This is a genomic window from Peribacillus sp. JNUCC 23 (assembly GCF_053653995.1).
The window spans coordinates 97,140-118,319 of sequence record NZ_JBSJXW010000002.1 but is presented as its reverse complement, the minus strand read 5'-3'; the positions used below and the strand labels follow the sequence as shown (position 1 = coordinate 118,319).

General features: G+C 36.3%; 30 protein-coding genes and 1 pseudogene. 7 read left to right on the top strand and 24 right to left on the bottom strand.

Translation table 11 applies throughout. The features are described 5' to 3' along the window. Positions 1-501: 501 nt before the first annotated feature. The gene (locus tag JNUCC23_RS23150) at positions 502-879 is read left to right on the top strand and encodes a hypothetical protein (protein ID WP_454216375.1); all 378 of its coding nucleotides are present in this window, start codon (positions 502-504) and stop codon (positions 877-879) included. A gap of 507 nt (positions 880-1,386) precedes the next feature. On the opposite strand, the gene JNUCC23_RS23145 is transcribed toward JNUCC23_RS23150, so the two are convergent. The 15 genes and pseudogenes from JNUCC23_RS23145 to JNUCC23_RS23075 all read right to left on the bottom strand — a co-directional run bounded on the left by JNUCC23_RS23145 (position 1,387) and on the right by JNUCC23_RS23075 (position 9,961). Continuing rightward, entirely contained in the window at positions 1,387-2,709 is a 1,323-nt protein-coding gene (locus JNUCC23_RS23145; protein WP_454216373.1) for an NAD(P)-binding domain-containing protein, read from the bottom strand. A 62-nt stretch (positions 2,710-2,771) separates the two neighbouring features. Then, positions 2,772-2,981, bottom strand: coding sequence for a hypothetical protein (locus JNUCC23_RS23140; RefSeq protein ID WP_454216371.1), 210 nt, complete (start codon positions 2,979-2,981; stop codon positions 2,772-2,774). 1 nt (position 2,982) lies between these two features. After that, the gene (locus JNUCC23_RS23135; protein WP_454216369.1) at positions 2,983-3,264 is read right to left on the bottom strand and encodes a Fe-S cluster assembly protein HesB; all 282 of its coding nucleotides are present in this window, start codon (positions 3,262-3,264) and stop codon (positions 2,983-2,985) included. Beyond that, the gene (gene arsC / locus JNUCC23_RS23130) at positions 3,264-3,680 is read right to left on the bottom strand and encodes an arsenate reductase (thioredoxin) (protein WP_454216367.1); all 417 of its coding nucleotides are present in this window, start codon (positions 3,678-3,680) and stop codon (positions 3,264-3,266) included. Before arsC ends, JNUCC23_RS23135 begins: the two co-directional genes overlap by 1 nt. A 10-nt stretch (positions 3,681-3,690) precedes the next feature. Beyond that, positions 3,691-4,749, bottom strand: a complete 1,059-nt coding sequence (gene arsB / locus JNUCC23_RS23125) for an ACR3 family arsenite efflux transporter (protein WP_454216365.1) — start codon at positions 4,747-4,749, stop codon at positions 3,691-3,693. Further along, a complete protein-coding gene (locus JNUCC23_RS23120; protein ID WP_454216363.1) occupies positions 4,746-5,057 on the bottom strand; it encodes an ArsR/SmtB family transcription factor in 312 nt (103 codons plus the stop codon). Before JNUCC23_RS23120 ends, arsB begins: the two co-directional genes overlap by 4 nt. A 380-nt stretch (positions 5,058-5,437) precedes the next feature. Beyond that, on the bottom strand, positions 5,438-5,923 hold the full coding sequence (locus tag JNUCC23_RS23115) for a DUF4825 domain-containing protein (protein WP_454216361.1): 486 nt from the start codon (positions 5,921-5,923) through the stop codon (positions 5,438-5,440). 205 nt (positions 5,924-6,128) lie between these two features. Further along, positions 6,129-6,716: a hypothetical protein gene (locus JNUCC23_RS23110; RefSeq protein ID WP_454216359.1), complete on the bottom strand. Its 588-nt coding sequence runs from the start codon at positions 6,714-6,716 to the stop codon at positions 6,129-6,131. A 142-nt stretch (positions 6,717-6,858) separates the two neighbouring features. Further along, on the bottom strand, positions 6,859-7,938 hold the full coding sequence (locus JNUCC23_RS23105; RefSeq protein WP_454216357.1) for an LLM class flavin-dependent oxidoreductase: 1,080 nt from the start codon (positions 7,936-7,938) through the stop codon (positions 6,859-6,861). Positions 7,939-7,953: 15 nt separating this feature from the next. Further along, positions 7,954-8,403, bottom strand: coding sequence for a MarR family winged helix-turn-helix transcriptional regulator (locus JNUCC23_RS23100; RefSeq protein ID WP_454216355.1), 450 nt, complete (start codon positions 8,401-8,403; stop codon positions 7,954-7,956). A gap of 53 nt (positions 8,404-8,456) precedes the next feature. Next, positions 8,457-8,786, bottom strand: coding sequence for a DoxX family protein (locus JNUCC23_RS23095; protein ID WP_454216392.1), 330 nt, complete (start codon positions 8,784-8,786; stop codon positions 8,457-8,459). Next, a pseudogene (locus tag JNUCC23_RS23090) lies at positions 8,746-8,829 on the bottom strand (hypothetical protein); the annotation flags it as partial. The pseudogene JNUCC23_RS23090 and the gene JNUCC23_RS23095, both read right to left, overlap by 41 nt. Before the next feature lie 42 nt (positions 8,830-8,871). After that, entirely contained in the window at positions 8,872-9,111 is a 240-nt protein-coding gene (locus JNUCC23_RS23085) for a DUF896 domain-containing protein (RefSeq protein ID WP_454216353.1), read from the bottom strand. Positions 9,112-9,425: 314 nt separating this feature from the next. Continuing rightward, complete coding sequence (locus JNUCC23_RS23080; protein ID WP_454216351.1) at positions 9,426-9,638, bottom strand: hypothetical protein; 213 nt, start codon at positions 9,636-9,638, stop codon at positions 9,426-9,428. 155 nt (positions 9,639-9,793) lie between these two features. Continuing rightward, positions 9,794-9,961, bottom strand: coding sequence for an OPA3 family protein (locus JNUCC23_RS23075; protein WP_427694422.1), 168 nt, complete (start codon positions 9,959-9,961; stop codon positions 9,794-9,796). A 357-nt stretch (positions 9,962-10,318) separates the two neighbouring features. On the opposite strand from JNUCC23_RS23075, the gene JNUCC23_RS23070 reads away from it, so the two are divergent. After that, positions 10,319-10,528, top strand: coding sequence for a hypothetical protein (locus JNUCC23_RS23070; RefSeq protein ID WP_053581953.1), 210 nt, complete (start codon positions 10,319-10,321; stop codon positions 10,526-10,528). A 346-nt stretch (positions 10,529-10,874) separates the two neighbouring features. On the opposite strand, the gene JNUCC23_RS23065 is transcribed toward JNUCC23_RS23070, so the two are convergent. The 5 genes from JNUCC23_RS23065 to JNUCC23_RS23045 all read right to left on the bottom strand — a co-directional run bounded on the left by JNUCC23_RS23065 (position 10,875) and on the right by JNUCC23_RS23045 (position 14,947). Further along, a complete protein-coding gene (locus JNUCC23_RS23065) occupies positions 10,875-11,312 on the bottom strand; it encodes a general stress protein (RefSeq protein WP_454216349.1) in 438 nt (145 codons plus the stop codon). Positions 11,313-11,656: 344 nt separating this feature from the next. Then, positions 11,657-11,959: a hypothetical protein gene (locus JNUCC23_RS23060; protein WP_454216347.1), complete on the bottom strand. Its 303-nt coding sequence runs from the start codon at positions 11,957-11,959 to the stop codon at positions 11,657-11,659. A gap of 564 nt (positions 11,960-12,523) precedes the next feature. Next, entirely contained in the window at positions 12,524-12,940 is a 417-nt protein-coding gene (locus tag JNUCC23_RS23055; protein ID WP_049681167.1) for an Rrf2 family transcriptional regulator, read from the bottom strand. Between the two features lie 224 nt (positions 12,941-13,164). Continuing rightward, positions 13,165-13,797, bottom strand: coding sequence for an NAD(P)-dependent oxidoreductase (locus JNUCC23_RS23050; RefSeq protein WP_454216345.1), 633 nt, complete (start codon positions 13,795-13,797; stop codon positions 13,165-13,167). A 391-nt stretch (positions 13,798-14,188) separates the two neighbouring features. After that, complete coding sequence (locus JNUCC23_RS23045; RefSeq protein WP_454216343.1) at positions 14,189-14,947, bottom strand: hypothetical protein; 759 nt, start codon at positions 14,945-14,947, stop codon at positions 14,189-14,191. A 491-nt stretch (positions 14,948-15,438) separates the two neighbouring features. Between JNUCC23_RS23045 and JNUCC23_RS23040 the strand changes: the two genes are divergently transcribed. Further along, the gene (locus tag JNUCC23_RS23040) at positions 15,439-15,624 is read left to right on the top strand and encodes a YjcZ family sporulation protein (protein WP_062187902.1); all 186 of its coding nucleotides are present in this window, start codon (positions 15,439-15,441) and stop codon (positions 15,622-15,624) included. A gap of 253 nt (positions 15,625-15,877) precedes the next feature. Here the strand turns inward: JNUCC23_RS23040 and JNUCC23_RS23035 are convergent, their stop codons facing one another. Further along, the gene (locus tag JNUCC23_RS23035) at positions 15,878-16,759 is read right to left on the bottom strand and encodes a collagen-like protein (RefSeq protein ID WP_454216341.1); all 882 of its coding nucleotides are present in this window, start codon (positions 16,757-16,759) and stop codon (positions 15,878-15,880) included. A 542-nt stretch (positions 16,760-17,301) separates the two neighbouring features. Between JNUCC23_RS23035 and JNUCC23_RS23030 the strand changes: the two genes are divergently transcribed. Continuing rightward, a complete protein-coding gene (locus tag JNUCC23_RS23030) occupies positions 17,302-17,493 on the top strand; it encodes a YjcZ family sporulation protein (RefSeq protein WP_062186884.1) in 192 nt (63 codons plus the stop codon). A 197-nt stretch (positions 17,494-17,690) separates the two neighbouring features. On the opposite strand, the gene JNUCC23_RS23025 is transcribed toward JNUCC23_RS23030, so the two are convergent. Continuing rightward, the gene (locus tag JNUCC23_RS23025; protein WP_454216339.1) at positions 17,691-18,176 is read right to left on the bottom strand and encodes a hypothetical protein; all 486 of its coding nucleotides are present in this window, start codon (positions 18,174-18,176) and stop codon (positions 17,691-17,693) included. Positions 18,177-18,279: 103 nt separating this feature from the next. Continuing rightward, entirely contained in the window at positions 18,280-18,774 is a 495-nt protein-coding gene (locus JNUCC23_RS23020) for a GNAT family N-acetyltransferase (protein ID WP_454216337.1), read from the bottom strand. A 219-nt stretch (positions 18,775-18,993) separates the two neighbouring features. Between JNUCC23_RS23020 and JNUCC23_RS23015 the strand changes: the two genes are divergently transcribed. The 3 genes from JNUCC23_RS23015 (at position 18,994) to JNUCC23_RS23005 (ending at position 19,955) form a co-directional block, all read left to right on the top strand. After that, positions 18,994-19,137, top strand: a complete 144-nt coding sequence (locus JNUCC23_RS23015) for a hypothetical protein (protein WP_454216335.1) — start codon at positions 18,994-18,996, stop codon at positions 19,135-19,137. Then, positions 19,109-19,480, top strand: coding sequence for a tyrosine-type recombinase/integrase (locus JNUCC23_RS23010; RefSeq protein WP_454216333.1), 372 nt, complete (start codon positions 19,109-19,111; stop codon positions 19,478-19,480). Before JNUCC23_RS23015 ends, JNUCC23_RS23010 begins: the two co-directional genes overlap by 29 nt. A 127-nt stretch (positions 19,481-19,607) precedes the next feature. Then, positions 19,608-19,955 carry a helix-turn-helix domain-containing protein gene (locus tag JNUCC23_RS23005; protein ID WP_454216331.1) on the top strand — a complete coding sequence of 116 codons (348 nt, stop codon included), beginning with the start codon at positions 19,608-19,610 and terminating at the stop codon, positions 19,953-19,955. 651 nt (positions 19,956-20,606) lie between these two features. Here JNUCC23_RS23005 and JNUCC23_RS23000 read toward each other — a convergent pair. After that, positions 20,607-21,071 (bottom strand): hypothetical protein, encoded by a 465-nt coding sequence (locus tag JNUCC23_RS23000; protein WP_454216329.1) that lies wholly within the window; start codon positions 21,069-21,071, stop codon positions 20,607-20,609. Positions 21,072-21,180 lie beyond the last annotated feature (109 nt).

Below are 21,180 nucleotides of genomic sequence, written 5' to 3'. Positions count from 1 at the left end.
ACCCTTTAGTTTAACAAGGTCTCAAAGGATCACATGAATACTCTATACAAATCTAGTTTAAATAAAGTGAATTTTCGGAACTCCCGAAATATAACCCCCTTGATGCTCAAGGGGGTCCGAATGGTCCATATTTATCGTTTATACATGGTTGATGAATCAACATTTTTGGCTTCTGAAGAAGCCTGATAGCTTCATCAAAAAGGGGTGTTTTATGCACCTTCCTCTTTCACTAAAGCTACCCATTAGTTCAACAAAGATTTTTTTGTAATTAAAAGCTATAAAAGAGAAAATAAAAAGAACGTTGCTTTCGCAACGTTCTCTAGGGAAGTATCAACTTGAGAGATGAGAGGTTCCCTAATGTAAAATATGTCAAAAACTAAATAAGGTTCGGACTTGTCTTTGTGCTTTTGAAAACCCCGCAAAATCATCAGGCTGTTTGTCCATTCAATCAATGTTTGTATACATACACTATATAGACTTTAAATATAAGGAGATGGGAAAATGGGATATACAAGCTATAGTCATGAAGACGGATCCTACTATTCTAAAAAACATAAAAATGATTGTTGTAAGCATGACAACAATCACGAGAACGACAAAAAGCATGATAAAAACGAATGGATTAGAAAAGAAATATCTTGTTTTAAAGATATGCGCCTTGTTTTTTTTGTAAAGGGGAATACGCATGTTGAAGGCACAGTGAGTGAAGTTCATAAAGATTTCATTGTTTTAGTGCCTACACGAAATACGACAACTCCTGAAAACGTAGAGGTTGAAAGTAATAGTGATGGTTCCACGCTTGAACAATTTCTAAAATATTTTCTTCGATTAGATGATATAGTTGGATTTGGAGAAGACCGTGAGTTTCCTGAAGCTTAAGGGCTTGTTCAACTAATTCTTATAAGTGCCGGTCTGGTTTCCTGGAGCACAGCATCATGCACAATGATAACTATAAAAGACAACCAAGGCCTCCAAATAGGAGGTCTTGGTTGTTTTTATATTTGAGGTATAGTCATAACCTCTCGTTATACTAGCTTTCACAAGACAATTAGCAACAGTCAACGATTTACTGTTCTCTCAACTAACCCTCCCCTAATAGAAGAAGAAGTTTTTCTGAATGTATGATTTTAGTTATTTTCGTACATTGAAAAGACCACCAATTTGGTGATCACGCTGCTGAATTAAACCAGCTAATAGGATGACAAGATCTTTCTGGGGTCCTAGTAGCAAAACGTGGAAAACATACGCTAAGACAATTTTTAGGAAAATAAAGACCGATACTACTAATGAGTGTAGTATTGGTCTTTAAAATTACTTCATTTGGTTCTCAAATCTTCAAGTTTTGCCCCCAAATATGAAAGACTGATCACTCTCACAGTCTTCTGCTTAACAGCAGCCACCTGCACCACTATTGCATACACCGGTTTCTGGCAGGCTTAACTCTACACGTTTCGCACTTTCTACATCACCTGCTAAAAACGCTGCAATGGAACGAATTTGCTCATAGCCTGTCGCCATTAAAAATGTCGGTGCACGACCATAGCTTTTTGCACCGACGATATAGAAGCCTTGCTCTGGCTGACGTAAAACCGCCTCACCATGTGCCTCTACCGTACCGCAGCTATGTTCATTGGGATCAATAAGTGAAGCAAGTGCTGTCACACTTTCTGTCACTGCATCTACATCTATACGAAGTTCTCCGTTCATCGAATAATCTGGGCGACTGCCTGTATTAACGATTAGACGATCAAACCCTTCTAACACCGTATTCTCACCGCAAAGTGTACCCATAATAGAGATTTCATCAGCTTCTTTTAACGCTGAAATAAAGAACGGTGTGACAACTTCAACTTTTCCAGTATCCACAAGCTCACGAATACGTGTACCAAGTGCTCCACGTGCAGCAAGCTCATCGTTTTGTCCACCACCATATGCCATGTCAACACGCTCTTTACGTAAAATCCATGTAATATGTGTGTCAGGAGCTTCTTCAATTAGTCCAGCTAAATTTAGCAATGAATTAATTGCTGAATGCCCACCACCAATAACGGCTACTTTTTGATTCGCATAAAGGGAAGCATTCGCCTCTACATTTGGAATATGGTAGTCAATACGTTCATGTAATGTTTTTTCAGTCGGAAGCCATACGCCATTTCCTTGTGCTGGGTTTGGATTACCCCAAGTACCTGTTGCATCAATTACTGCACGCGCTTCAAATATTTTCGTTTCTCCTCCCACCTCTACATAAAGAACAAACGGCTGTGTATTGCGATCTTTTGATTTCATTTTGTCATTGTTCCCACGCGTAATCGTGATTACACGATGGTTTATATAGATAGATGATTTCAGTTGTTCTAGCTCTGCTAAAGGTTTTAAGTAGAGGTCAATAATTTCGTTTCCTGTTGGAATCGTTTCATCGTTTGGTACTTGCCAGTCTGTTTGTTCTAATAAAGTTTTTGCAGCTGCGTCAATGTTATATTGCCACGGAGAAAATAGTGTAACGTGCCCCCACGAGCGAATATTCGCACCGACTTCTGTCCCTGCTTCTAATAAAATAAACGCTTGTTTTCGCGCAGCAAGCTGAGCTGCAGCCGCTAATCCAACAGGACCAGCACCGATAATCGCTACAGGAAGTGTCGATTCGGTTGTACAACAACCTGTTGCCGGATCACAACAAGATGACTGATTTAAAATTTTAAATGTTTTCATTGAATATCCCTCCATAAATAAGAATTTGCTTATATAACAGTGAAATAAATAGTAGCACGAGGCTACTGATTTATTTCATGTTGAATTTGTAGAATCGCTATCTCAAATTGCGCTCTTGTATGAGCACCATAAGCATCTAAATCGCCTTTAAAAAAATGTGTTTCGACAATGTGACGCATCTCCTCAAATGAAGAAGCTCTTGTAGACATTATGAGCTTCATATATGAGTAGAAATATTCCTGACTTAATGCGCCTGAATGATGTACACGCATGTTAACAGCTCGTCGGTGTATAGCCTGCTAACAGTAAACCGATTTCACCGTTTTCTTCCTCCGCATGAATCGTTACACCGTCTAACTGAGACTTTACAATTGGATCAATCGCTACTTGAATACCTTCAATTGTTACGATTTCATCATTCTCTTTCGCTTCTTCTAAGCCAACACCTAGATTCACACTGCAACAACCAGGGATGCCATAAAAACGAAGTGTTTTTACGTCTGATTCCGACAGTACCTGCTCTAAATAATTTTTACCTTCAGTTGAAATATCCATTATTTTTGTTCCTTTACAAACTGTTCGATACGTGCACCTATCGCATCACGTACTTGTTGGAACACTTGCCATTTTTCTTCTTCGGTTCCTTGTGCTTTTGCAGGGTCATCAAAGCCCCAGTGCTCACGTTTTACGTGAGGCGGTGTCATTGGACATTTATCAGCAGCATCGCCACACAGTGTGACCACAAGTGTGGCGTTATTCAGTGTTTCTTGATCGATAATATCCGACGTATGATTCGAAATATCGATTCCTACCTCGTTCATTGCTTTGATGGCATTTGGGTTTACTCCGTGTGCCTCAATCCCCGCACTCAACACTTGCCAATCAGTTGGTAATAGTTGCTTTGCCCAGCCGTCTGCCATTTGTGAACGGCATGAGTTCCCTGTACATAAAAAATAAAGTGTTTTCTTCATAATAATCTCCTTATAATTGAATCGTTTTATAATATTTTTTTTGCCAACGTAATGCTACACCAACCAGTGCGATTAATACTGGAACTTCGACGAGTGGCCCGATGACCGCTGCAAATGCAGCACCTGAATGTAAACCAAATACGCTAATCGCAACAGCAATCGCTAGCTCAAAATTGTTACTTGCCGCTGTAAACGAAAGTGCTGCTGTGACAGGATAGCTCGCTCCTGCTTTTCTGGACGAAAAGAACGACACAGCAAACATGATAATGAAGTAAATGAATAATGGAACAGCAATGCGTAAGGCATCAATTGGTAGCTCCACGATTTTGTCACCTTTTAACGCAAACATCATGACAATCGTAAACAGTAAGGCAATCAGTGTGAATGGAGAAATCTTTGGTAAGAATTTTTCTTTGTACGCTTTCGCACCCATTATCTTGATACCAATGACACGAGTCAGTATCCCTGCCAAAAATGGAATCCCTAAATAAATCAGGACACTTTTTGTGATTTCCCATACCGAAATCGAAACGGAAAATGTATCCAGCCCAAACCAGCCTGGCATCACATTTAAAAATAGCCACGCAAATACTGGGTACATCAATATTTGAAACACCGAGTTAAATGCGACTAAGCCTGCTACGTACTCACGGTCACCCTTAGCAAGGTCATTCCACACGATGACCATCGCAATACAGCGTGCTAAACCAATCATAATGAGTCCCGCCATATACTCCGGGTAATCACGTAGAAAAATAATGGCCAGGAAGAACATCAAGAACGGTCCAAGAAGCCAGTTTTGGAATAAGGACAGTGCTAATACTTTCACATCTTTAAAAACGCGCCACATTTCCTCATATTTCACTTTTGCCAGTGGTGGATACATCATGACAATTAAACCAATCGCAATCGGAATACTTGTTGTGCCAACACTGGCAGCATCTAATACTTCTTTAAAATTTGGGATTAGTAAGCTAATGGAAATCCCTACGCCCATCGCTACAAAAATCCACACCGTTAAATAACGGTCTAAAAAGGAAAGCTGTTTCGTTAATGGTTGTTCATTCATTGTGGTACCTTACAATCTGTTCCGCATTGACATGTATCTTTTTGCTCTAATTCAGCAAGCACTGTCTGCAATAGAGGGGTTTGTTCTTCCATTAGTCGGTAATGCTTCCAAGTGCCGACTTTACGAGCTCTAATAATACCTGCTTCTTCTAATTTTTTTAATTGTTGGCTGACTGCCGGCTGTGATAGCCCAATCACATCAACTAAGTCACAGACACATACCTCTCCAGACTTTAAACAACTGAGTAGCGTTAAGCGATTGGCATCCGCAACTGCTTTTAACTGCTTTTCTAACATTTTAATATCCATACGTCACCTCTTAAATTTATATATAAGAATATACTTATATTATGCTTATATTAATTAAAATGCAACAATAAAATAATTACTTTTAACTGATATTTGTTCAAAAAGTCATTAATTAAAGAAATTATCGAATGACTATTTGTTTGAGTTTTTTCAACCACTTATACCCCCATTGCACCTATAATTTTATTACTAGGTTAACACACACATTTTTCAAATTTTAGTTGAAGGAGGTTTTTGAATGTATACTTTCGTACATTGAAAAGAGTACCTTAAGGCACTTAACATAATCATCCTTATCGGTACTGAAAAAGGATCTTCGGCTGGAAGATCCTTTTAGCTGCTTATTGAACTAAACACCATTTACTTGAGGAAGAAGTACTCTATTTTTTTAAAAACTGATTCACTTTACTTTCATCTTCTAAATATTTTTTTGTGAGTTTTGTTAGGTCTTCTTCACTCGTATATTCACTTAATTTTTTTCCGTACCAACTTTCTAAGTCTTCTTTTGTTATTTTATATTCTTGGTCATCAAAATTAAATGTAATCCATTTTGCATTTTTGACTAATGTAAATATAAATGTAGCATTGTATATTGCCGTTTCTTTGTAGTTTTTTTCTATTTCTTCTGCATCCATATTTGTATAATTCAAAATCATTCCATAAGGCTCTTCTTTGGTTTTAAGTTCAAACCCATTAAAATATTCACCCAATGGTAATTGCCTTACAATGCTCCTTACTGCACTATTATCGCCTACATATGAATCTTTAAATTGAAATATATCCTCATCTACATTACTTGAATTACATCCGTTTAAGGAAAGTAATATCAATAACGAAAAGAAGAAAAATTTTGTTATTTTCTTCACTTCTTATCCTCCTTAAATTCAATATCTAATATTCTAACTTTACTACAAAAAATACCAATTACTTACTAAATTATTCTGCAACAAATGAACAAGATTCTTTAAAATCACATGTATACTCTATACAAAACTAGTTAACATAAGACTAATTATCGGCAAAAAAAGGATTGGGTACCTCTTAGATATCCAATCCTTTTTGTTTCTTTGGTCACTTTTCATATTTTTCTAGAAAGTCGGCTAAGGCTAAATGCAATACATCAGACTTATTGATCCTCTCGACTTCACAAAACTCATCTAAACGTTTACCAATGACACGATCAATAACAATCGTCTTTCTTGTTTTGTCACTTTGTGGAAACTGTTTGACGCGGTCATAAAGACTTGGCTCATTGGTTTGTGTAGTTGGGGTAACCTCTTGCCATGATTTAAGCAGTTCCTTAATCATATGGATTTCATCTTGGGTGAACGGCTCATGAACAATAGGTGAATGATTCGTGAATTCCTTATTACTCTCTGCGAACTTCTGATTACTTCGTGTGAAAGGTGTATGAACTTTAGGTGAACGCGATTTCACATAATCAAAAATACTTTTATCAAGGGGTTCTTCACCTTCTCCAATAAAAAACCAACCCTTTTGACCAGAGTTTCTAAATTCATATCCAGCCTCTTTTAATGCATGTCTAAATGGTTTTTCACTTATGCCAGGTATTTGTTTAGCCACATCGCCTGTCTTTACTCCTTCTTGTGCCAATACGTCTAAAATGCTTCGTATGGATGCTTTTTGATCTACACTCACTGATTGTTCACCCTCATTTCACTCAAACTCATATATGTATGATTCCATGTGAAATACGTATGACCTTCAAGTAAGTGAACATAATCACTCTTATGGGTATTAAAAAAGGATCTTCGACTGGAAGATCCTTTGCATCCGTTTATTAATTCTTTTTTTTTAATTCCTCCTTATCTTTTGTATATTTTTTAACAGCTGGCACAATTTCTGTTGCCATTAACTCGATATTTTTCTTCATTTGGTCCATCGTAACTCCACCTGCATCAATCTCTCCTAAGAAACGTTGATGTCCGTACATTTCATATTGATATAAAATCTTTTCAATAATTTGTTGAGGTGAACCAACCATTAGTGCATCACGATGATCTGTTGCTGCAGCGAATTGTTGCTTTGGATAACCGCCACCTTTTAATTGAGTCATCGCACTATTAATGTGTGGGTAATATTCACGAAGTGCTGTTTGGCTGTCTTCTGCAACGTACATTAAACTTGTTGTTGTAATCGGCAATGTTGACGTATCAAACCCAGAACGCTCCGCTGCTTCACGAAAACCATTTACTGCCGGACTAAATGCTCTCGATGGACCGCCAAGTGTCGTTAACATCATTGGTGCGCCTGCATACCCAGCCTTAATTGCACTTGCAGGGGGTCCCCCTACTGCACGCCAAATTGGCATTGAGCCATGTAGTGGCTGTGGTAAAATTTCTGCATCATTTAATGGCGCTCGGAATTGCCCTTGCCATGTCACTCGTTCTTCTTCATTGAGTTTTAAAAGTAGCTCAAATTTTTCTTCAAATAGCTCTTCATAATCACGAACATTAACGCCTAGTAAATCATATGCCCCTAAACGAGAACCTCGACCTGCTACCAATTCCGCACGTCCGTTTGAAATTAAATCCAACGTTGCAAAGTCCTCATAAACACGGACTGGATCTGATGTACTTAGCACTGTTGCTGAACTTGCAATTTTGATTTTATTTGTTGCTTGTGCAATAGCTCCAAGAATCACCGTATGTGCTTGTGTTGCAAACAACGGTTGGTGACTTTCTCCTACTGCAAATACATCAAGACCAGCCTCTTCTGCTAATTTCGCTGTTTCAATTAATTCTTGAATCCGTTGCTGAGCAGAAATTCGTTGCCCAGTTAAAGGATTTTTTAAATGATCCCCAATTGAATATAAGCCTATTTCCATTCCGTTTTCTGGATGGATTCGATATTTTTCCATTTTGTCATTCTCCTTTTAAGACAGCTCCTTTGCAGCAAGACCAACTGTTTTTAATAATGCTGTTAATTGATCCTTTTGACTGTCATCTAACACTTCTAAATTTTGTACAATCATTTTTACATGCTTCGGGAAAATTTCATTAAATAAAGCTTCCCCTTTTTTTGTTAATACGACTTTGCAATAGCGTTTGTTTTCTTCATTGCTTTCGCGTTTCGCTAATTCCTTTTTTTCTAGCTTGTTCACTACATACGTTATACTTCCGCTTGGAATCATTAACTTTTCGCTAATAACTTGAATATATTGAGGTCCTTTATTATAAAGCAGTTCTAGGACCATAAAGTTTTCAATCGTTAAACCATGACTTGTAATATCCTTCGTCGCGTTATCATAAAGTGTTTTCGTCGCTTTTAACCACGTTCGAAATAACTTCAATTCCTTTTCTGCATATTGTAATTTTTGTTCCATCAATTAATCGCCTCCGATGTTTCTTTATCTTCAGCATAAAAGTTTTTACTAGCTTAGCCAAGTAAAGATGAGTAGTTTAATACCAATACGATGGCTCCAAGCACTAGTAAAATGATAGGCATCATCATATCTTTCAATTTGTCTTGAATTTTAATGTGTGTAAAAATCGCACCAATCATCGTTGCGACAACAAGGAAGCTACCAATTGCAGCCAATGTTCCATTCCAAATACCTGCGATTAAAAGAACTGCTGCTACAATCTCTAAAGCGCCTGTGAAAATTCGAAATCCTGCTGAATAACCATAATGTTTAAATCCTTCAACCATTTGCTTTGAACCAAATTTCATTAGTCCAAACATAATAAACCCTAATCCTAAAACCACTTGCAGTATTGTTGATACCATTTCTTCTTCTCCTTTTCTTCATCCTAACGTTAGGATGAAATCTATGATTTTTTATAATCACCGTCTAAAACGGAAATGCATTTTGATATTGTTTTGCTTTTTCAACAACTAACTTTGCTGGTGTTATGTCTTCTCCTGATTCACTTAAAATTGTAAGACTTGTCATTGTCGATGTCACCTGTCCAAGAATTTCTTGTAAGTATTCTTGTCTTAACTGATCTCGTTCAATTGTTTCTTCAACGGTTAAGCCTTCATTACGATTTTTCACAGCTAGTTCATTAATTCTTTTTAAGCTTGCAATCATACAATTTCTCCTTTCAACGAACTTGTTTATATCATATCCTAATGTTAGGATATTGACATCCTAACATTAGGATGATGGTTTGTCAATTAGTTAAAATAATAATTATTGTTTAGAATATTGATAATCGGTTTACATCCTTGTTTAACTAAACTGCTCCGTTAGTTGAAGAAGGTTTTTTTCTGAATGTATGATTTTGCATACTTTCGTACATTGAAAGAGTACCTTAAAGCACTTAACATAATCACCCTTATAGGCAATAAAAAAAGGATCTTCGATTGAAGATTCTTTTAAACAAACGCAGATTATTTTAATCTTTACGCACAGCACATAATAGATTTATCAAATGCATCTTCAGGAATATATATAATTCCATCTTTAATTTTATAAGGTATTCCATTCTCCTTCAACAATTCAGTGGCATTACTGTTGTTTTTTTCTCCCCATTCTATATATTCACCTTTATATTCACTTTGGCAAGCAATTAGCAAAAGGGTACAAAGGCATAGAATAACGATTTTCCTTTTCAAAAGATCCAACTCCTTTTTATATAATTATTGTTCAATATACAGTTTACTTTAAAATTCCAATTGAAGAGTATATATAGTTAACATAAGCGATGTTATGGGCATAAAAAAAGGATCTTCGAGTCGTAGATCCTTTGCATCCTTAGTTCAAGAGTTTATTAATTCTTTTTTTCCATTGAGTTTAACTTTTCTTCGATACGGTCTAATTGTTCTTTTTTCTTTTTTGAAGAACGCCAAAATAATAATAGGATTACTATAAAAAATATTGGAACTCCTAAAGCAAATAATTGAAAAATAACATCGCCGATATTTATTCCTGAATTCATTTTTTCTCCTCTTTCATATCATCTTACCCTCCCTATTTTACCATTTTTTCACTCAGTTGTTTCATAGTTAGGAAAAATATAGTCAACATAAGCGATGTTATAAGTACTGATGTTTCATGATAATAAAGTTGTTTAAATCATAATAAAGTCGTTAAAAAAACAATAGAGTTGTTTAAAATAGTCAGTCATGCTATTCAACAAACGGGCCAGATTGTTGAATAATACTGGGTGGTAAAAAAATTTACAGATGCTCATTAATCCCTCCTCGTAAATTTGTCCCTATTGGACAAAATATGTTAGGGGACAGTGCTGCTTAAACAATAGCACTTCCCTATAAAAAACGAGGGAGTGAAATAGATGGCTGATATCAACAAACGCAAACGTGATGATAACAATACTGGCAAGGCAGTAGGTGCTTTTACTGGGGATACTATGGCTTCTGCTCTTGATCCATTTGGTTCAGTTGCAAGCGCAGGTGCTGTTTCTGGAGGAGCGCTGGACAACAAGGCGGGGAAAGGTACCGTTGATGACGACAATCATGGCGCCAAAACAAGAGATTATAATTAAGTAAAGTCATCCTTTAACCGAAGGGTTATGGCATGCAGTGGACTTCCTAAATGGGAGTCCTTTTAGAGGAACTTCTTATGTTGCGTGGTATCAGCAATTGAAAAGCACCCAAACAAAAAAGGTCCTATGTTTGTACAAAACCCATACAAACATAGGAACTCACTAATTTTCGTACGCCCTCGGCAGGAATCAAACCTGCATCTTAAGAACCGGAATCTCACGTGCTTTCCATTGTAATCCATCATGAGTCAATTCCCGAGGAAAACTATTACATCAAGTGATTTAGCGACTTTTAGCTAAAATCACTGCGTGTTATTTATGCGAACATCGACCATTCAATCCGCCCTCACTCTTTGGGGTGAAGAAATACCAGGATTTTACCATCTTGAGCGTCATTAGAATAGCGTTCAGCTTCATCATCTGGGACTCCAATTTCCATAAGAGCATGCTTTAATCCGCCAGCACCAGAGCTGGCCCCTACGACTGCTCCTCCAATTGTTGTAATAATAGGACCTGCAGCCAACACAGCGCCAAATCCGGGAATCAATACAGTGGATAATCCAGCTATCACGCCTGCTATGCCAATTGCAGCTCCAGTTGCAGCTCCAGCAAGGGCTCCATCCATAGTGGAGGGTTTTACTTCCTGTGTGTTTTCAGATAGTTCTTTTGCTTTTTTAGCAATAACTGAAATTTCCTTAGTTGTATAGCCTTTCTCTTTTAAATCTTCAACAACTTCAGCCGCTCTTTGTTCATTATCGTATACGCCAATAACTTGATTCTTCATTAAAAATTACCTCCTGTTTGCTTCAACTATGTATTCTTTACCCGTTTTTTAGTATTTCTAGACACATTTCACCTTCAAGCTTCATTCCTTTTAGAATTCCACTCCTGTTTTGTAGTTCCCGGAAAGTTGCTTTTTTAGCTCCTTCTTTGCATACATAATGATCTTCAGCAATCGGGCGGGATTGTGGAATAAAACTTAGATTTTTAAACGACTTTATTTTTACATCTACGAAGTGTTATTCAGCAATTGCACCAAAAATTAAATAACTTTATTTTTACACCGTCCACAGATGTGGACGGTGTAATGCGTATTTGCGGATTCAAAATTAAACAACTTTATTGTTATTACACAACTGAAAAAAGGATCTTCGGTTGGAAGATCCTTTTAGCTGCTTGTTCAGTTAAAACGTAAAATAGCCCAACAAGTATAGTTGCTAACATACTCCAATCTGTATAGCTGTAAATAACGATGAATAACAAAATCATTATAGGAAGGCTTGCGAGTGTTCTAATCATTTTTCGTCTATACGATAATTTAAAATAATTAAATTCAACACCTCTATCAACTTTTGACGCGTTTTTAAAAACAAAAGATAATATAAGAGTAACAATTAGCCCTATGACAATGGATACGATGAAATATAACACACTCTCTCCTCCTATTATTCTAGTAATCCTTTATCTTTGAATATTTTCCTTAATGATTCATTCACCAATTCAGATTTATAGTTTCTAGGAACACGATCAATGATGTTTAATATCTCTTCATCAAAATAAAGCCCTCTGTACACTCTTTTATTGTTGCTATTCCTAAATCACCTGACTGATTTCTAAAGAAAGCTATATAAGTATCTGATTCTCCCAAATGTTCTACTTTTATTAGAGTAGGATTAAGTATTTCTCCCCCTCTATTTTGCCAAACCGTTAAGTTTTGTTGTATATCCTTTGGATTGTTCAGGATAGGATATTTTGTTACAACATTTTTCGGAAGTTCCGAAATATAAAACCCCTTGAGCACCAAGGGGTTCCGAATTGTTTATATTTATCGTTTATACATGATTTTATACAGTGTTGATGAATCAACATTTTCGGCTTCTGAAGAAGCCTGGTAGCTGCATAAAAAAGGGGCGTTTTATGCAAATTCTTCTTTCACTAAAGCACCCGTTAGTGACATAAGCAATGTTCTTTTTTTAAACACATAAAAACTATTTGTTAATTATTTACTACTTTTTTCATAATATCATGTAGTGTTTTTTTCTTTAAATTTTCCTCTAGTTCAAACTGTAAAAGTCGAAATTCATTTTCAATTACTTTAACAATCGATTGTCCGTAAGTGCATTGAGGGTTTACTTTCTGATGGGCAATAAATAGCTCATTAGAAGGGTCAACAGCTTTTAATATCTCATATAATGTAATGTTTTCGGGTTTCTTAGCTAACATAAGCCCTTTTTTTATTGATACTGATTTTAATAAACCTGCTTTTTTTAATGCACTTGACATGCGACGAACTACAACAGCATTTGTCCCTATACTTTCTGAAACTATTTCTGAATTTATACTATCTTTCTCTGGCACACATTCTACAAAAGCTAATATGTGTATGCCAATTGCTAATCTTGTATTAATCACTTTTTCCCCTCCTCCCTATTATTTTCACTATTTATCGTCAAGTATACGGATGTAATGAAGTTTTAATTTATATCATGTGAAGAAAATAATTCAAAAGTTTTATACAAAGTCTAGCAAATTATTCAATAAAATTTAATGTTAGTTAATAAATTTAATTAAAGACTTACTATAAATAGTAGCACGTTTTTATACTAACATTTCTAATCATTAAAATTAGGAGATGTCTATTCTTTTTCTCCAATAACCGTAAACGCTGCGCAAAGATGTTTTTCATTCACAGCTTCGTCAACAATCGCCACGGCTAAATCTGCATAACTTATATAACTTTCACCTACTGAATTAAAAATTAAGTGATCTTTACCTATTTCATAATTTCCTGTTCTCTTTCCTTCTGGATCAAAAAATGCTGCAGGGGATACGTAAGTCCAAGTAATAGTAGATTCTTTTAAATCTAAATAACTTTGGTATTGATTTTTTGAAGAAGGAATTAAAAATTTTGGGAAATCAGGAGTATCAAATAGATGTGTTGAATTTGTATCGTCAATAAAAAGTCTTCCGGCACCACCAATGACAATTAAGCGAGTCTTAACATCATTAAAAATATCAGTTAAATGTTTCCCCATCACCCGATATTGTTCTGCTTCCGTTAACGGTGCTGAAAAAGTGCTTATAATTACATCAAATGGTTTAATATCATTTTTTGTTAACTCTAATATACTTTTTTCAATCACATTTAATGATTCTGTAATTTTTGTAGCATCTCGTACAATCGCAGTAACTTCTAATCCTCTTGTAGTGGCCTCTTCTACAATTTTTTTCCCAGCCTTACCAGAAGCACCTATAATACCAATTTTCATAATAATTCTCCTTTGAATAATATCAAATTTCTTATTTACTGTAACAATCATGGTTACGATAAATAATATTATAGTTACAGTAATTGATATTAGCAAGCATTTATTATTTGCTGTTCATTTAAAGGCATTTAGTTAAAAAACTGCTTAAAGTAAAAGGCTAATTTCATTCAAAAAATAGCATTGAAAAGTGAAAATTAAAAGATTCTTCATAAACGAGAAGTAATCCTTCTTCCGCTAAACTGCTTCGTTAGTTGAATAAGGTTTTTTCGAATGTATGATTTTAGATAAATTCATACATTAAAAAGGCCGTCATTTGGCAGCCTTTTTATGACGCTATCGCACCCGTTAGTTGAATTAGAAGCCCACACATTGGGATTAATCATAAATAACTTCAATCACCTACCGCTACTATCAACTTATCTTCTAGTTTGGCTTCTTCACAAAGCTCTTTTAATTTTTCTGCAAAATACCTTATCTTTTGGTCGTTTAGACAATTGGTACTGTATTTGTTCAATAGACCATCGCAAATTTTTATCAATTGAACTATTTCATCTAATGTAAATATTTTGGTGCCATACTCATCTAAACCAATGAGTAAATCATTTTCTTTTTTAGGTCCCCTATAAGGCTGAGGCTGCCGATATTGTTCCTGGTACCGAAGATACTCCTGCAACTCTTCGTTAAATTTTACATATTTTTCGTTGAATTGAGCTTCTTTTAGTGAGTTTCCGATAGAGAAAGTAATCCCGGCACCACTACTACATAATCCACTAATAATCGAAAAATCCAAGAGAGAAATCTCTCTATCTAATTCGTCATATATCCTTATATTTTCTGTTTCAATTTGAAATTTTGCCCAATTTTCTTCTATAAGACAGCTAACAATTAGCTTATTGTTTCTGAATTCTGCATTTTCCATCTCTATCTTATATTTCTTAATCTCTTGCAAGTCCTTAATGCACACATCACCCATAAGCTCTAATAAGAACTCCTGACAATTTATTAACATGCAATTTAAAACGGCGTAGGGATGAGTATTATATTCCGTCATATTTATTGTAAGCATTATGCCCTTTTCCGTTTCGTAAACATCACTAATTTTTCCAGAGTGGAAGTTACTTAAAACATCTGCTTGTATTCTTTTATCCATAGATTAATCACCTTTGTTATAAATTATTTTTTTGCTATTATAACAATCTTTATTCAACTATCCTGCCCCTTAGTTGAATAAGTTTTTTTCGAATGTATGATTTTGCATAGTTTCGTACATTAAATTTCCATCTTTACTGCATAGTACTTTCAACGGCTGCTTTGGGCGCATCCGAACCTAAAGCACCCATAGCATCATGCACAATGTTAACTATAAAAGACAACCAAGGGGAGGTCTTGGTTGTCTTTTATAAGAGGCAATCTTTCTTGCGTTTCATTCTATTGAGAAGGACGTATACTCATTTCCATGTTACGCCCTAATTTAGTGAATGAGCTTATTTTCACTCAAAATAGGTGATTACCTATTAAATAAAAAGTCCTGCATCATATAAACATGCGGATATTTGTGACATTTCATTATTTTCAACATACTATTAAGTAGCCCATGCAAGTAGTAAGTACCTCCTTTAAAACAAAAGGAGATGTTTGTATATGTCAGGTTGTGTAGATGGCGGATTTGATGGCGGTCGTGGATTTGGTGGCGGCTTTGCCTTGTTAATTGTATTGTTTATCCTCTTAATCATTATTGGATGTAGCTGTGGCGGTGGATTCGGTGGCGGATTCGGCGGCGGTGGCTATGGTTACGGTGGCGGTGGCGGTTACGGTGGCTTCTGCTAATAAATAAGTAACAAAAAGGACGACCGTCATAGGTCGTCCTTCTTTAAATTATAGATGGTTATTAAACCTACTCCTTAGTTGAACAAGGGGTTTTTCTGAATGTATGATTTTGTATACTTTCGTACATTGTAAAGACACCACCAATTGGTAGTGTCTTTTTAGTCAACTAAGCCCCAGTTAATTATCTTGTCATGATTAGTATTATAAATTTTCTTTAGTGCTGAATTAGAGTATGTCATTCTATTTTACCCGTCTATCGGAGTCGCGTGATAACGAGATGTGCTGAAACAGGCCTTGCTCCACCAGCTAAAGGAGTAATGGTTAGTGCCGTGGAATTACCAGTAGGATTTCGTACAGTGAGTAATGAATTGATGACTGTCGTTTGCACAAGAGCCATTCCTACTATCTGAGAGGTACCGGTTGCTCGCCCAACCACCGTATAGGCTAGGTCAGCGCCATTGAGAGTTAAAATCAGTTGGCCTGCTTCGGTGACACTCACCTGAAACAAAACTTGATATGTGCCAATTTGTGACAGCTGAAATGTATCTGGTGAGACACCAAAGCGTATAATCCCTCCCCCACTAGTTGGTCCATTTTGCGGAAAATCCACGTCTGTACCGGGAGCAACTGTTGCTGCATTATCACCAGGCATCAACGCAAAAAAATCTGCAAAGTCTAATACTCCTCCAGCAGGACCTTGTGGACCGGCCGGTCCCTGTGCTCCTGCTGATCCGGCTGGACCTTGTGCTCCTGCTGATCCAGCTGGACCTTGTGCTCCTGCTGATCCGGCTGGACCCTGTGCTCCTGCTGATCCGGCTGGACCTTGTGCTCCTGCTGATCCGGCTGGACCTTGTGCTCCTGCTGGTCCGGCTGGACCTTGTGCTCCGGCTGGCCCCTGTGGCCCAGCTGGTCCGGCTAGACCTTGCGCTCCTGCTGGCCCCTGTGGTCCTGGTGGTCCTCCAGCAGGACCTTGAGGCCCAGCTGGTCCCTGTGGCCCTGTCGGTCCCTGAGGACCTGGTATTGGACAACAACAAGAACAGGAACAATTACTTTCTTTGCACGATCTTTTTGGGACTCTTCGTGAAGTGCATTCACAAAAATTTTCACTAAATAAACAATTTGGACAAATACCCATTTAATACCACCCTTTTCTTCAATACTGCAATATTCTATTAACATATTGGATAAGTGGTCTGTACTTATAAGCTATAATACTGGTTTATTTACGTAACTTCGATCCGGCTGGTTCTGGATTCCCTTTAATTCGAATGTATGAATTTGTATAGTTTCGTACATTAAATTTACATCTTTACTGCATAGTACTTTCAACGGCTGCTTTGTGCGCATCCGAACCTAAAGCACCTATAGCATCATGCACAATGATAACTATAAAAGACAACCAAGGCCTCCAAATAGGAGGTCTTGGTTGTCTTTTATAAGAGGCAATATTTCTTGCGTTTCATTCTATTGAGAAGGACGTATACTCATTTCCATGTTACGCCCTAATTTAGTGAATGAGCTTATCTTCACTCAAAATAGGTGATTACCTATTAAATAAAAAGTCATGCATCATATAAACATGCGGATATTTGTGACATTTCATTATTTTCAACATACTATTAAGTAGCCCATGCAAGTAGTAAGTGCCTCCTTTAATACAAAAGGAGATGTTTGTATATGTCAGGTTGTGTAGATGGCGGATGTGATGGCGGTCGTGGATTTGGTGGCGGCTTTGCCTTGTTAATTGTATTGTTTATCCTCTTAATCATTATTGGATGTAGTTGTGGCGGTGGATTCGGCGGAGTTGGTGGCGGCGGATTCGGCGGCGGTGGCTATGGTTACGGTGGCGGTTACGGAGGCTTCTGCTAATAAATAAGTAACAAAAAGGACGACCGTCATAGGCCGTCCTTCTTTAAATTATAGATGGTTATTAAACCTACTCCTTAGTTGAAGAAGGTTTTTTTGAATGTATGATTTTAGATAAATTCATACATTCAAAAGGCCGTCATTTGGCAGCCTTTTTATGGCGCTATCGCACCCGTTAGTACAATAGGAAATTATGGGATTTAATTGAAGCCGAAACGAATTCCCTGCACCTCATTATTCCAATGCCAAAACTCTAAAAATCTATTGTTATCAATGTAAACAATTATTTCTGCCCCTTGCTCACGCCGATTATAATAATCCTCACCGTAATACCGTTTTACATTATCCAAGGAGGAACCAACTGATATTCCTCTACTTGTTTTAACAGACCTATCTGTGTAATTGTTAATGGCAATATATTTGATGGTACTGTTCTCATTAGTAATGACCCCGATACCATTTGATAAATAATGGATGTGAGGGTTATTAATATCTTCTTTGTTTTTATCTACATTTAACTTATTAATATTTTGCTTTAAATCAATACCATCGAAATTTTCATCTTTAAGGTTTATATCTGGTGTAATCACAGACAAAATAAAATTGGAAGGAGTAAGAATAATTATAATTGCAAAAATGACTACTGAACTAATAGTCCCCAGTATTAGTTTCTTTTTGTTTCTCATCACATTTCCTTTCCCAAGCCATATACACATACTTTTCTATATATAGGTCAATACATCCTTCTTATTCAACTAAACTGCCCCGTTAGTTGAACAAGAATATCTTTTAAAAGTAGTCGGGAATATCAAAAGATATGGATTCAATATCATTTTCTTTTGAATAATACATACAAATACTATCCTTATATTTTTGCTTAGAAGAAGGTATTTCAATAAAATTAAATCTTCTATAAAAGTCTGACCCAATATCGCTATATAAGAAAAAATTATTACAATCTATATTTTGTTCTAATTTGTTTATCACTTCTTCAATTAATATAGAAGCATACCCTTTTTGTCTTAAATGTAAAGGAGTAGCAATTGACCCAATCCCTCTAACAAGTAAGTCTTCTGAAAGATTTAGTTCATATACTATTAGGGAGCTTAATAACTCTTTTGTATCAGTTTCCTCCAGAACATACCATTTCCCCTTTTTGTACTTACTGGAACCCTGACACATCTTTACATATTCTTGAGAAAGCATTCTGTCTCCCCAAACATCATAGCCCATCATATAAACTACTTTCATATCCTTGTCTGTTGCTTCTCTAATTTTTTTCAAAATATCTCTCCTTATGACTGTATTTTCTTATTGATTCACTTCGTCTTTCAAAGTTTAAGTCCTTTTTTTATTGAGCTAACCTACCCCGTTAGTTGAATAAGGGGGATTTTCGAATGTATGATTTTACATATTTTCGCACATTCAAATCGTTGATAACAGTGATTCTTATTGTTAAGATGACCATATCATACGTTAAATGTACGATATCGGAGGGGAATCATGAAAGAAAAGAACGTGCAGCCGTTGCGAACGGCCAAAGAAATCGAAGATATGAAATGGGCGCTACAGCGATATGGTTCCGTTGACCGTTGGGGATGTACGAGGAAAAACGCATGTGGTGATTCGAGTGAAAAAAACGAGTAAAACAAAGCGATTTATGTTGCCGGTGAAGCTTCGAGAAGAAATCGAGGATTATACGGCTCATATGAGCGATGAAGAGTACCTGTTTCCAAGTCGAAAGGGGAATGACCCATTAACACCCACTCAAGCTTATAGAGCGCTTGTGAAGGCCGGAGATGTGCTAGGACGGGATGATATCGGTACGCATACGATGCGAAAGACCTTCGGATATGCGTATTATCGGAGAACTAAGGACCTGGCGTTCCTGCAAAATATCTTTAACCATTCTGCCCCATCGATCACCAAACGATATATCGGGATTACGCAAGACGAAATCGACGAAACATTAAAGGATTTCTCTTTATAGACGGTCCCCCCAAATAACGCGAAATTTGAGTTAATAAAACAAACAGCTAATAGAAGAGCGAATTTATTTTTTAAGAGTAGAGGAAAATTGTGTTAAAACAAATTAATAAATTGGGGGATTAAAAAGTTTGAAACAGACAACTTATTTAATTAGTGCATTTATATTGGGATTATCAATAGTAATATCAGCTTTTATTTTTAGTAATACTTGTTCGAATTCAGCGAGTAAAGGAAATAATTCACAAACAATAACGAATTCAATACCTGATTTAATGACTAGAACAGAACTTTCCGAATACCTTCAGATAAGTGAACAATCAATAGAAAACATTATTCAGAAAGATGACTTGGAGAAGGCAAAATTAAGTAGCTACGACACTTATCATTTTATTCCATATTTAAAAATCGATAATCAGGAAAGATTTTTAAAAGCAGAAATAGATAAATGGTTGCAGTATAAGAGTGAAAACCGATAATTCACTACCGAGGGGCTTTAGTTCAATAAGGATAATAAGATATTTCTAAAAAAAACGCTCAGAAGTCTGAGCGTTTTTGCTTGTCATTTATATTGCTAATGTACTGTTGAAATATATGCTGATTGGCATGATATTCACATTGTCATTTGCATTTTTCTTCTCATCAACCGAACCCGTTAGAAATCAACTCCTGTCTTTTATTAGATTTATTCTCCCTTGTTTTGAGGTGTGAGGTTGGCTAGGATGAATTGCGGTAGCAAGAGGGGCTAGCCCCTGTATTGCGTAAAAAATAAAGCTAAAGATCCACACGAGGATCGGAAGCACTGGCGGTTTGGCAGGTACAATGGTCAGAGCAAGCCAAATTCCGAAGATCCTCGTTTTGAGTATGTTCGGCTTGGCGACATGCGCTCACCTGCCAAAATGCGGAATGCAAGAGAGAAAGGGCGAAGATTTTTTGGGTGGGTTGCTCAAAAAATACTACCCGAACCTTGCGTGGAGCATAGCCCTTTTATAGATATAGGGGTAGAATCAGATAAATACAGCTTTACAACGCTAAAGAAGTTTAAATCCATTAAAAAAGTCGATTCCCAAAACAGGAAATCGACTTTTTTATTAGCTTACTAAATGAACACACCTATTAGTTCAACAAATCTATTTCTTTTTATTATGCAGTTCAAATGACTCTTCAAATTCGTCCCATTTTACATGTACTTGTATAACTTCATCTTCGTTTACTTTTGCCCCACCTTCCGAACTACTTTTAGAAGTAAATGTTAATTCTCTAGGAGGTTCAGTGAATTCATTTGTTGATCCCCCACTACTACTACTTGTAGTATAGGAGTATTCAAGTTTTCGCATGGAAGATAACTCTTCTAAAGAACCCTTATATTTTAATACGAGTTCATCACTATCTTCGTTAGAGTAAGTCTTTGTTCCGTCATTATCTTCCCATGTTTCTGTTCCTTTATAAGAATATTCAGCGTCCCAATGTTCACTTTCTCCAATAAATTTATAATTATTGTTAGTAACTTCTTTTTTAGTCACCTCATTTTTAGTAACTTCCGTACAAGCTGTTAAAACCAGTATTGTAAATAGTAGCGTGAGTATTTTTTTCATTTTACCTCCCCCTTTACAATTCGATTTTACCACAATAATCCAGTTTCTTTATTCAATTATTTTACCGTTACTTTAAGTGCATTCTTTCACAATCTCAATAGAGTAGAAC

Excerpts from the sequence above, each read along its gene's own strand:
- JNUCC23_RS23150 (WP_454216375.1), top strand. The coding sequence starts at position 502 with ATGGGATATACAAGCTATAGTCATGAAGACGGATCCTACTATTCTAAA.
- JNUCC23_RS23145 (WP_454216373.1), bottom strand. The coding sequence starts at position 2,709 with ATGAAAACATTTAAAATTTTAAATCAGTCATCTTGTTGTGATCCGGCA.
- JNUCC23_RS23140 (WP_454216371.1), bottom strand. The coding sequence starts at position 2,981 with ATGCGTGTACATCATTCAGGCGCATTAAGTCAGGAATATTTCTACTCA.
- JNUCC23_RS23135 (WP_454216369.1), bottom strand. The coding sequence starts at position 3,264 with ATGGATATTTCAACTGAAGGTAAAAATTATTTAGAGCAGGTACTGTCG.
- arsC (WP_454216367.1), bottom strand. The coding sequence starts at position 3,680 with ATGAAGAAAACACTTTATTTTTTATGTACAGGGAACTCATGCCGTTCA.
- arsB (WP_454216365.1), bottom strand. The coding sequence starts at position 4,749 with ATGAATGAACAACCATTAACGAAACAGCTTTCCTTTTTAGACCGTTAT.
- JNUCC23_RS23120 (WP_454216363.1), bottom strand. The coding sequence starts at position 5,057 with ATGGATATTAAAATGTTAGAAAAGCAGTTAAAAGCAGTTGCGGATGCC.
- JNUCC23_RS23105 (WP_454216357.1), bottom strand. The coding sequence starts at position 7,938 with ATGGAAAAATATCGAATCCATCCAGAAAACGGAATGGAAATAGGCTTA.
- JNUCC23_RS23100 (WP_454216355.1), bottom strand. The coding sequence starts at position 8,403 with ATGGAACAAAAATTACAATATGCAGAAAAGGAATTGAAGTTATTTCGA.
- JNUCC23_RS23085 (WP_454216353.1), bottom strand. The coding sequence starts at position 9,111 with ATGATTGCAAGCTTAAAAAGAATTAATGAACTAGCTGTGAAAAATCGT.
- JNUCC23_RS23075 (WP_427694422.1), bottom strand. The coding sequence starts at position 9,961 with ATGAATTCAGGAATAAATATCGGCGATGTTATTTTTCAATTATTTGCT.
- JNUCC23_RS23070 (WP_053581953.1), top strand. The coding sequence starts at position 10,319 with ATGGCTGATATCAACAAACGCAAACGTGATGATAACAATACTGGCAAG.
- JNUCC23_RS23065 (WP_454216349.1), bottom strand. The coding sequence starts at position 11,312 with ATGAAGAATCAAGTTATTGGCGTATACGATAATGAACAAAGAGCGGCT.
- JNUCC23_RS23050 (WP_454216345.1), bottom strand. The coding sequence starts at position 13,797 with ATGAAAATTGGTATTATAGGTGCTTCTGGTAAGGCTGGGAAAAAAATT.
- JNUCC23_RS23045 (WP_454216343.1), bottom strand. The coding sequence starts at position 14,947 with ATGGATAAAAGAATACAAGCAGATGTTTTAAGTAACTTCCACTCTGGA.
- JNUCC23_RS23040 (WP_062187902.1), top strand. The coding sequence starts at position 15,439 with ATGTCAGGTTGTGTAGATGGCGGATTTGATGGCGGTCGTGGATTTGGT.
- JNUCC23_RS23035 (WP_454216341.1), bottom strand. The coding sequence starts at position 16,759 with ATGGGTATTTGTCCAAATTGTTTATTTAGTGAAAATTTTTGTGAATGC.
- JNUCC23_RS23030 (WP_062186884.1), top strand. The coding sequence starts at position 17,302 with ATGTCAGGTTGTGTAGATGGCGGATGTGATGGCGGTCGTGGATTTGGT.
- JNUCC23_RS23025 (WP_454216339.1), bottom strand. The coding sequence starts at position 18,176 with ATGAGAAACAAAAAGAAACTAATACTGGGGACTATTAGTTCAGTAGTC.
- JNUCC23_RS23015 (WP_454216335.1), top strand. The coding sequence starts at position 18,994 with ATGAAAGAAAAGAACGTGCAGCCGTTGCGAACGGCCAAAGAAATCGAA.
- JNUCC23_RS23000 (WP_454216329.1), bottom strand. The coding sequence starts at position 21,071 with ATGAAAAAAATACTCACGCTACTATTTACAATACTGGTTTTAACAGCT.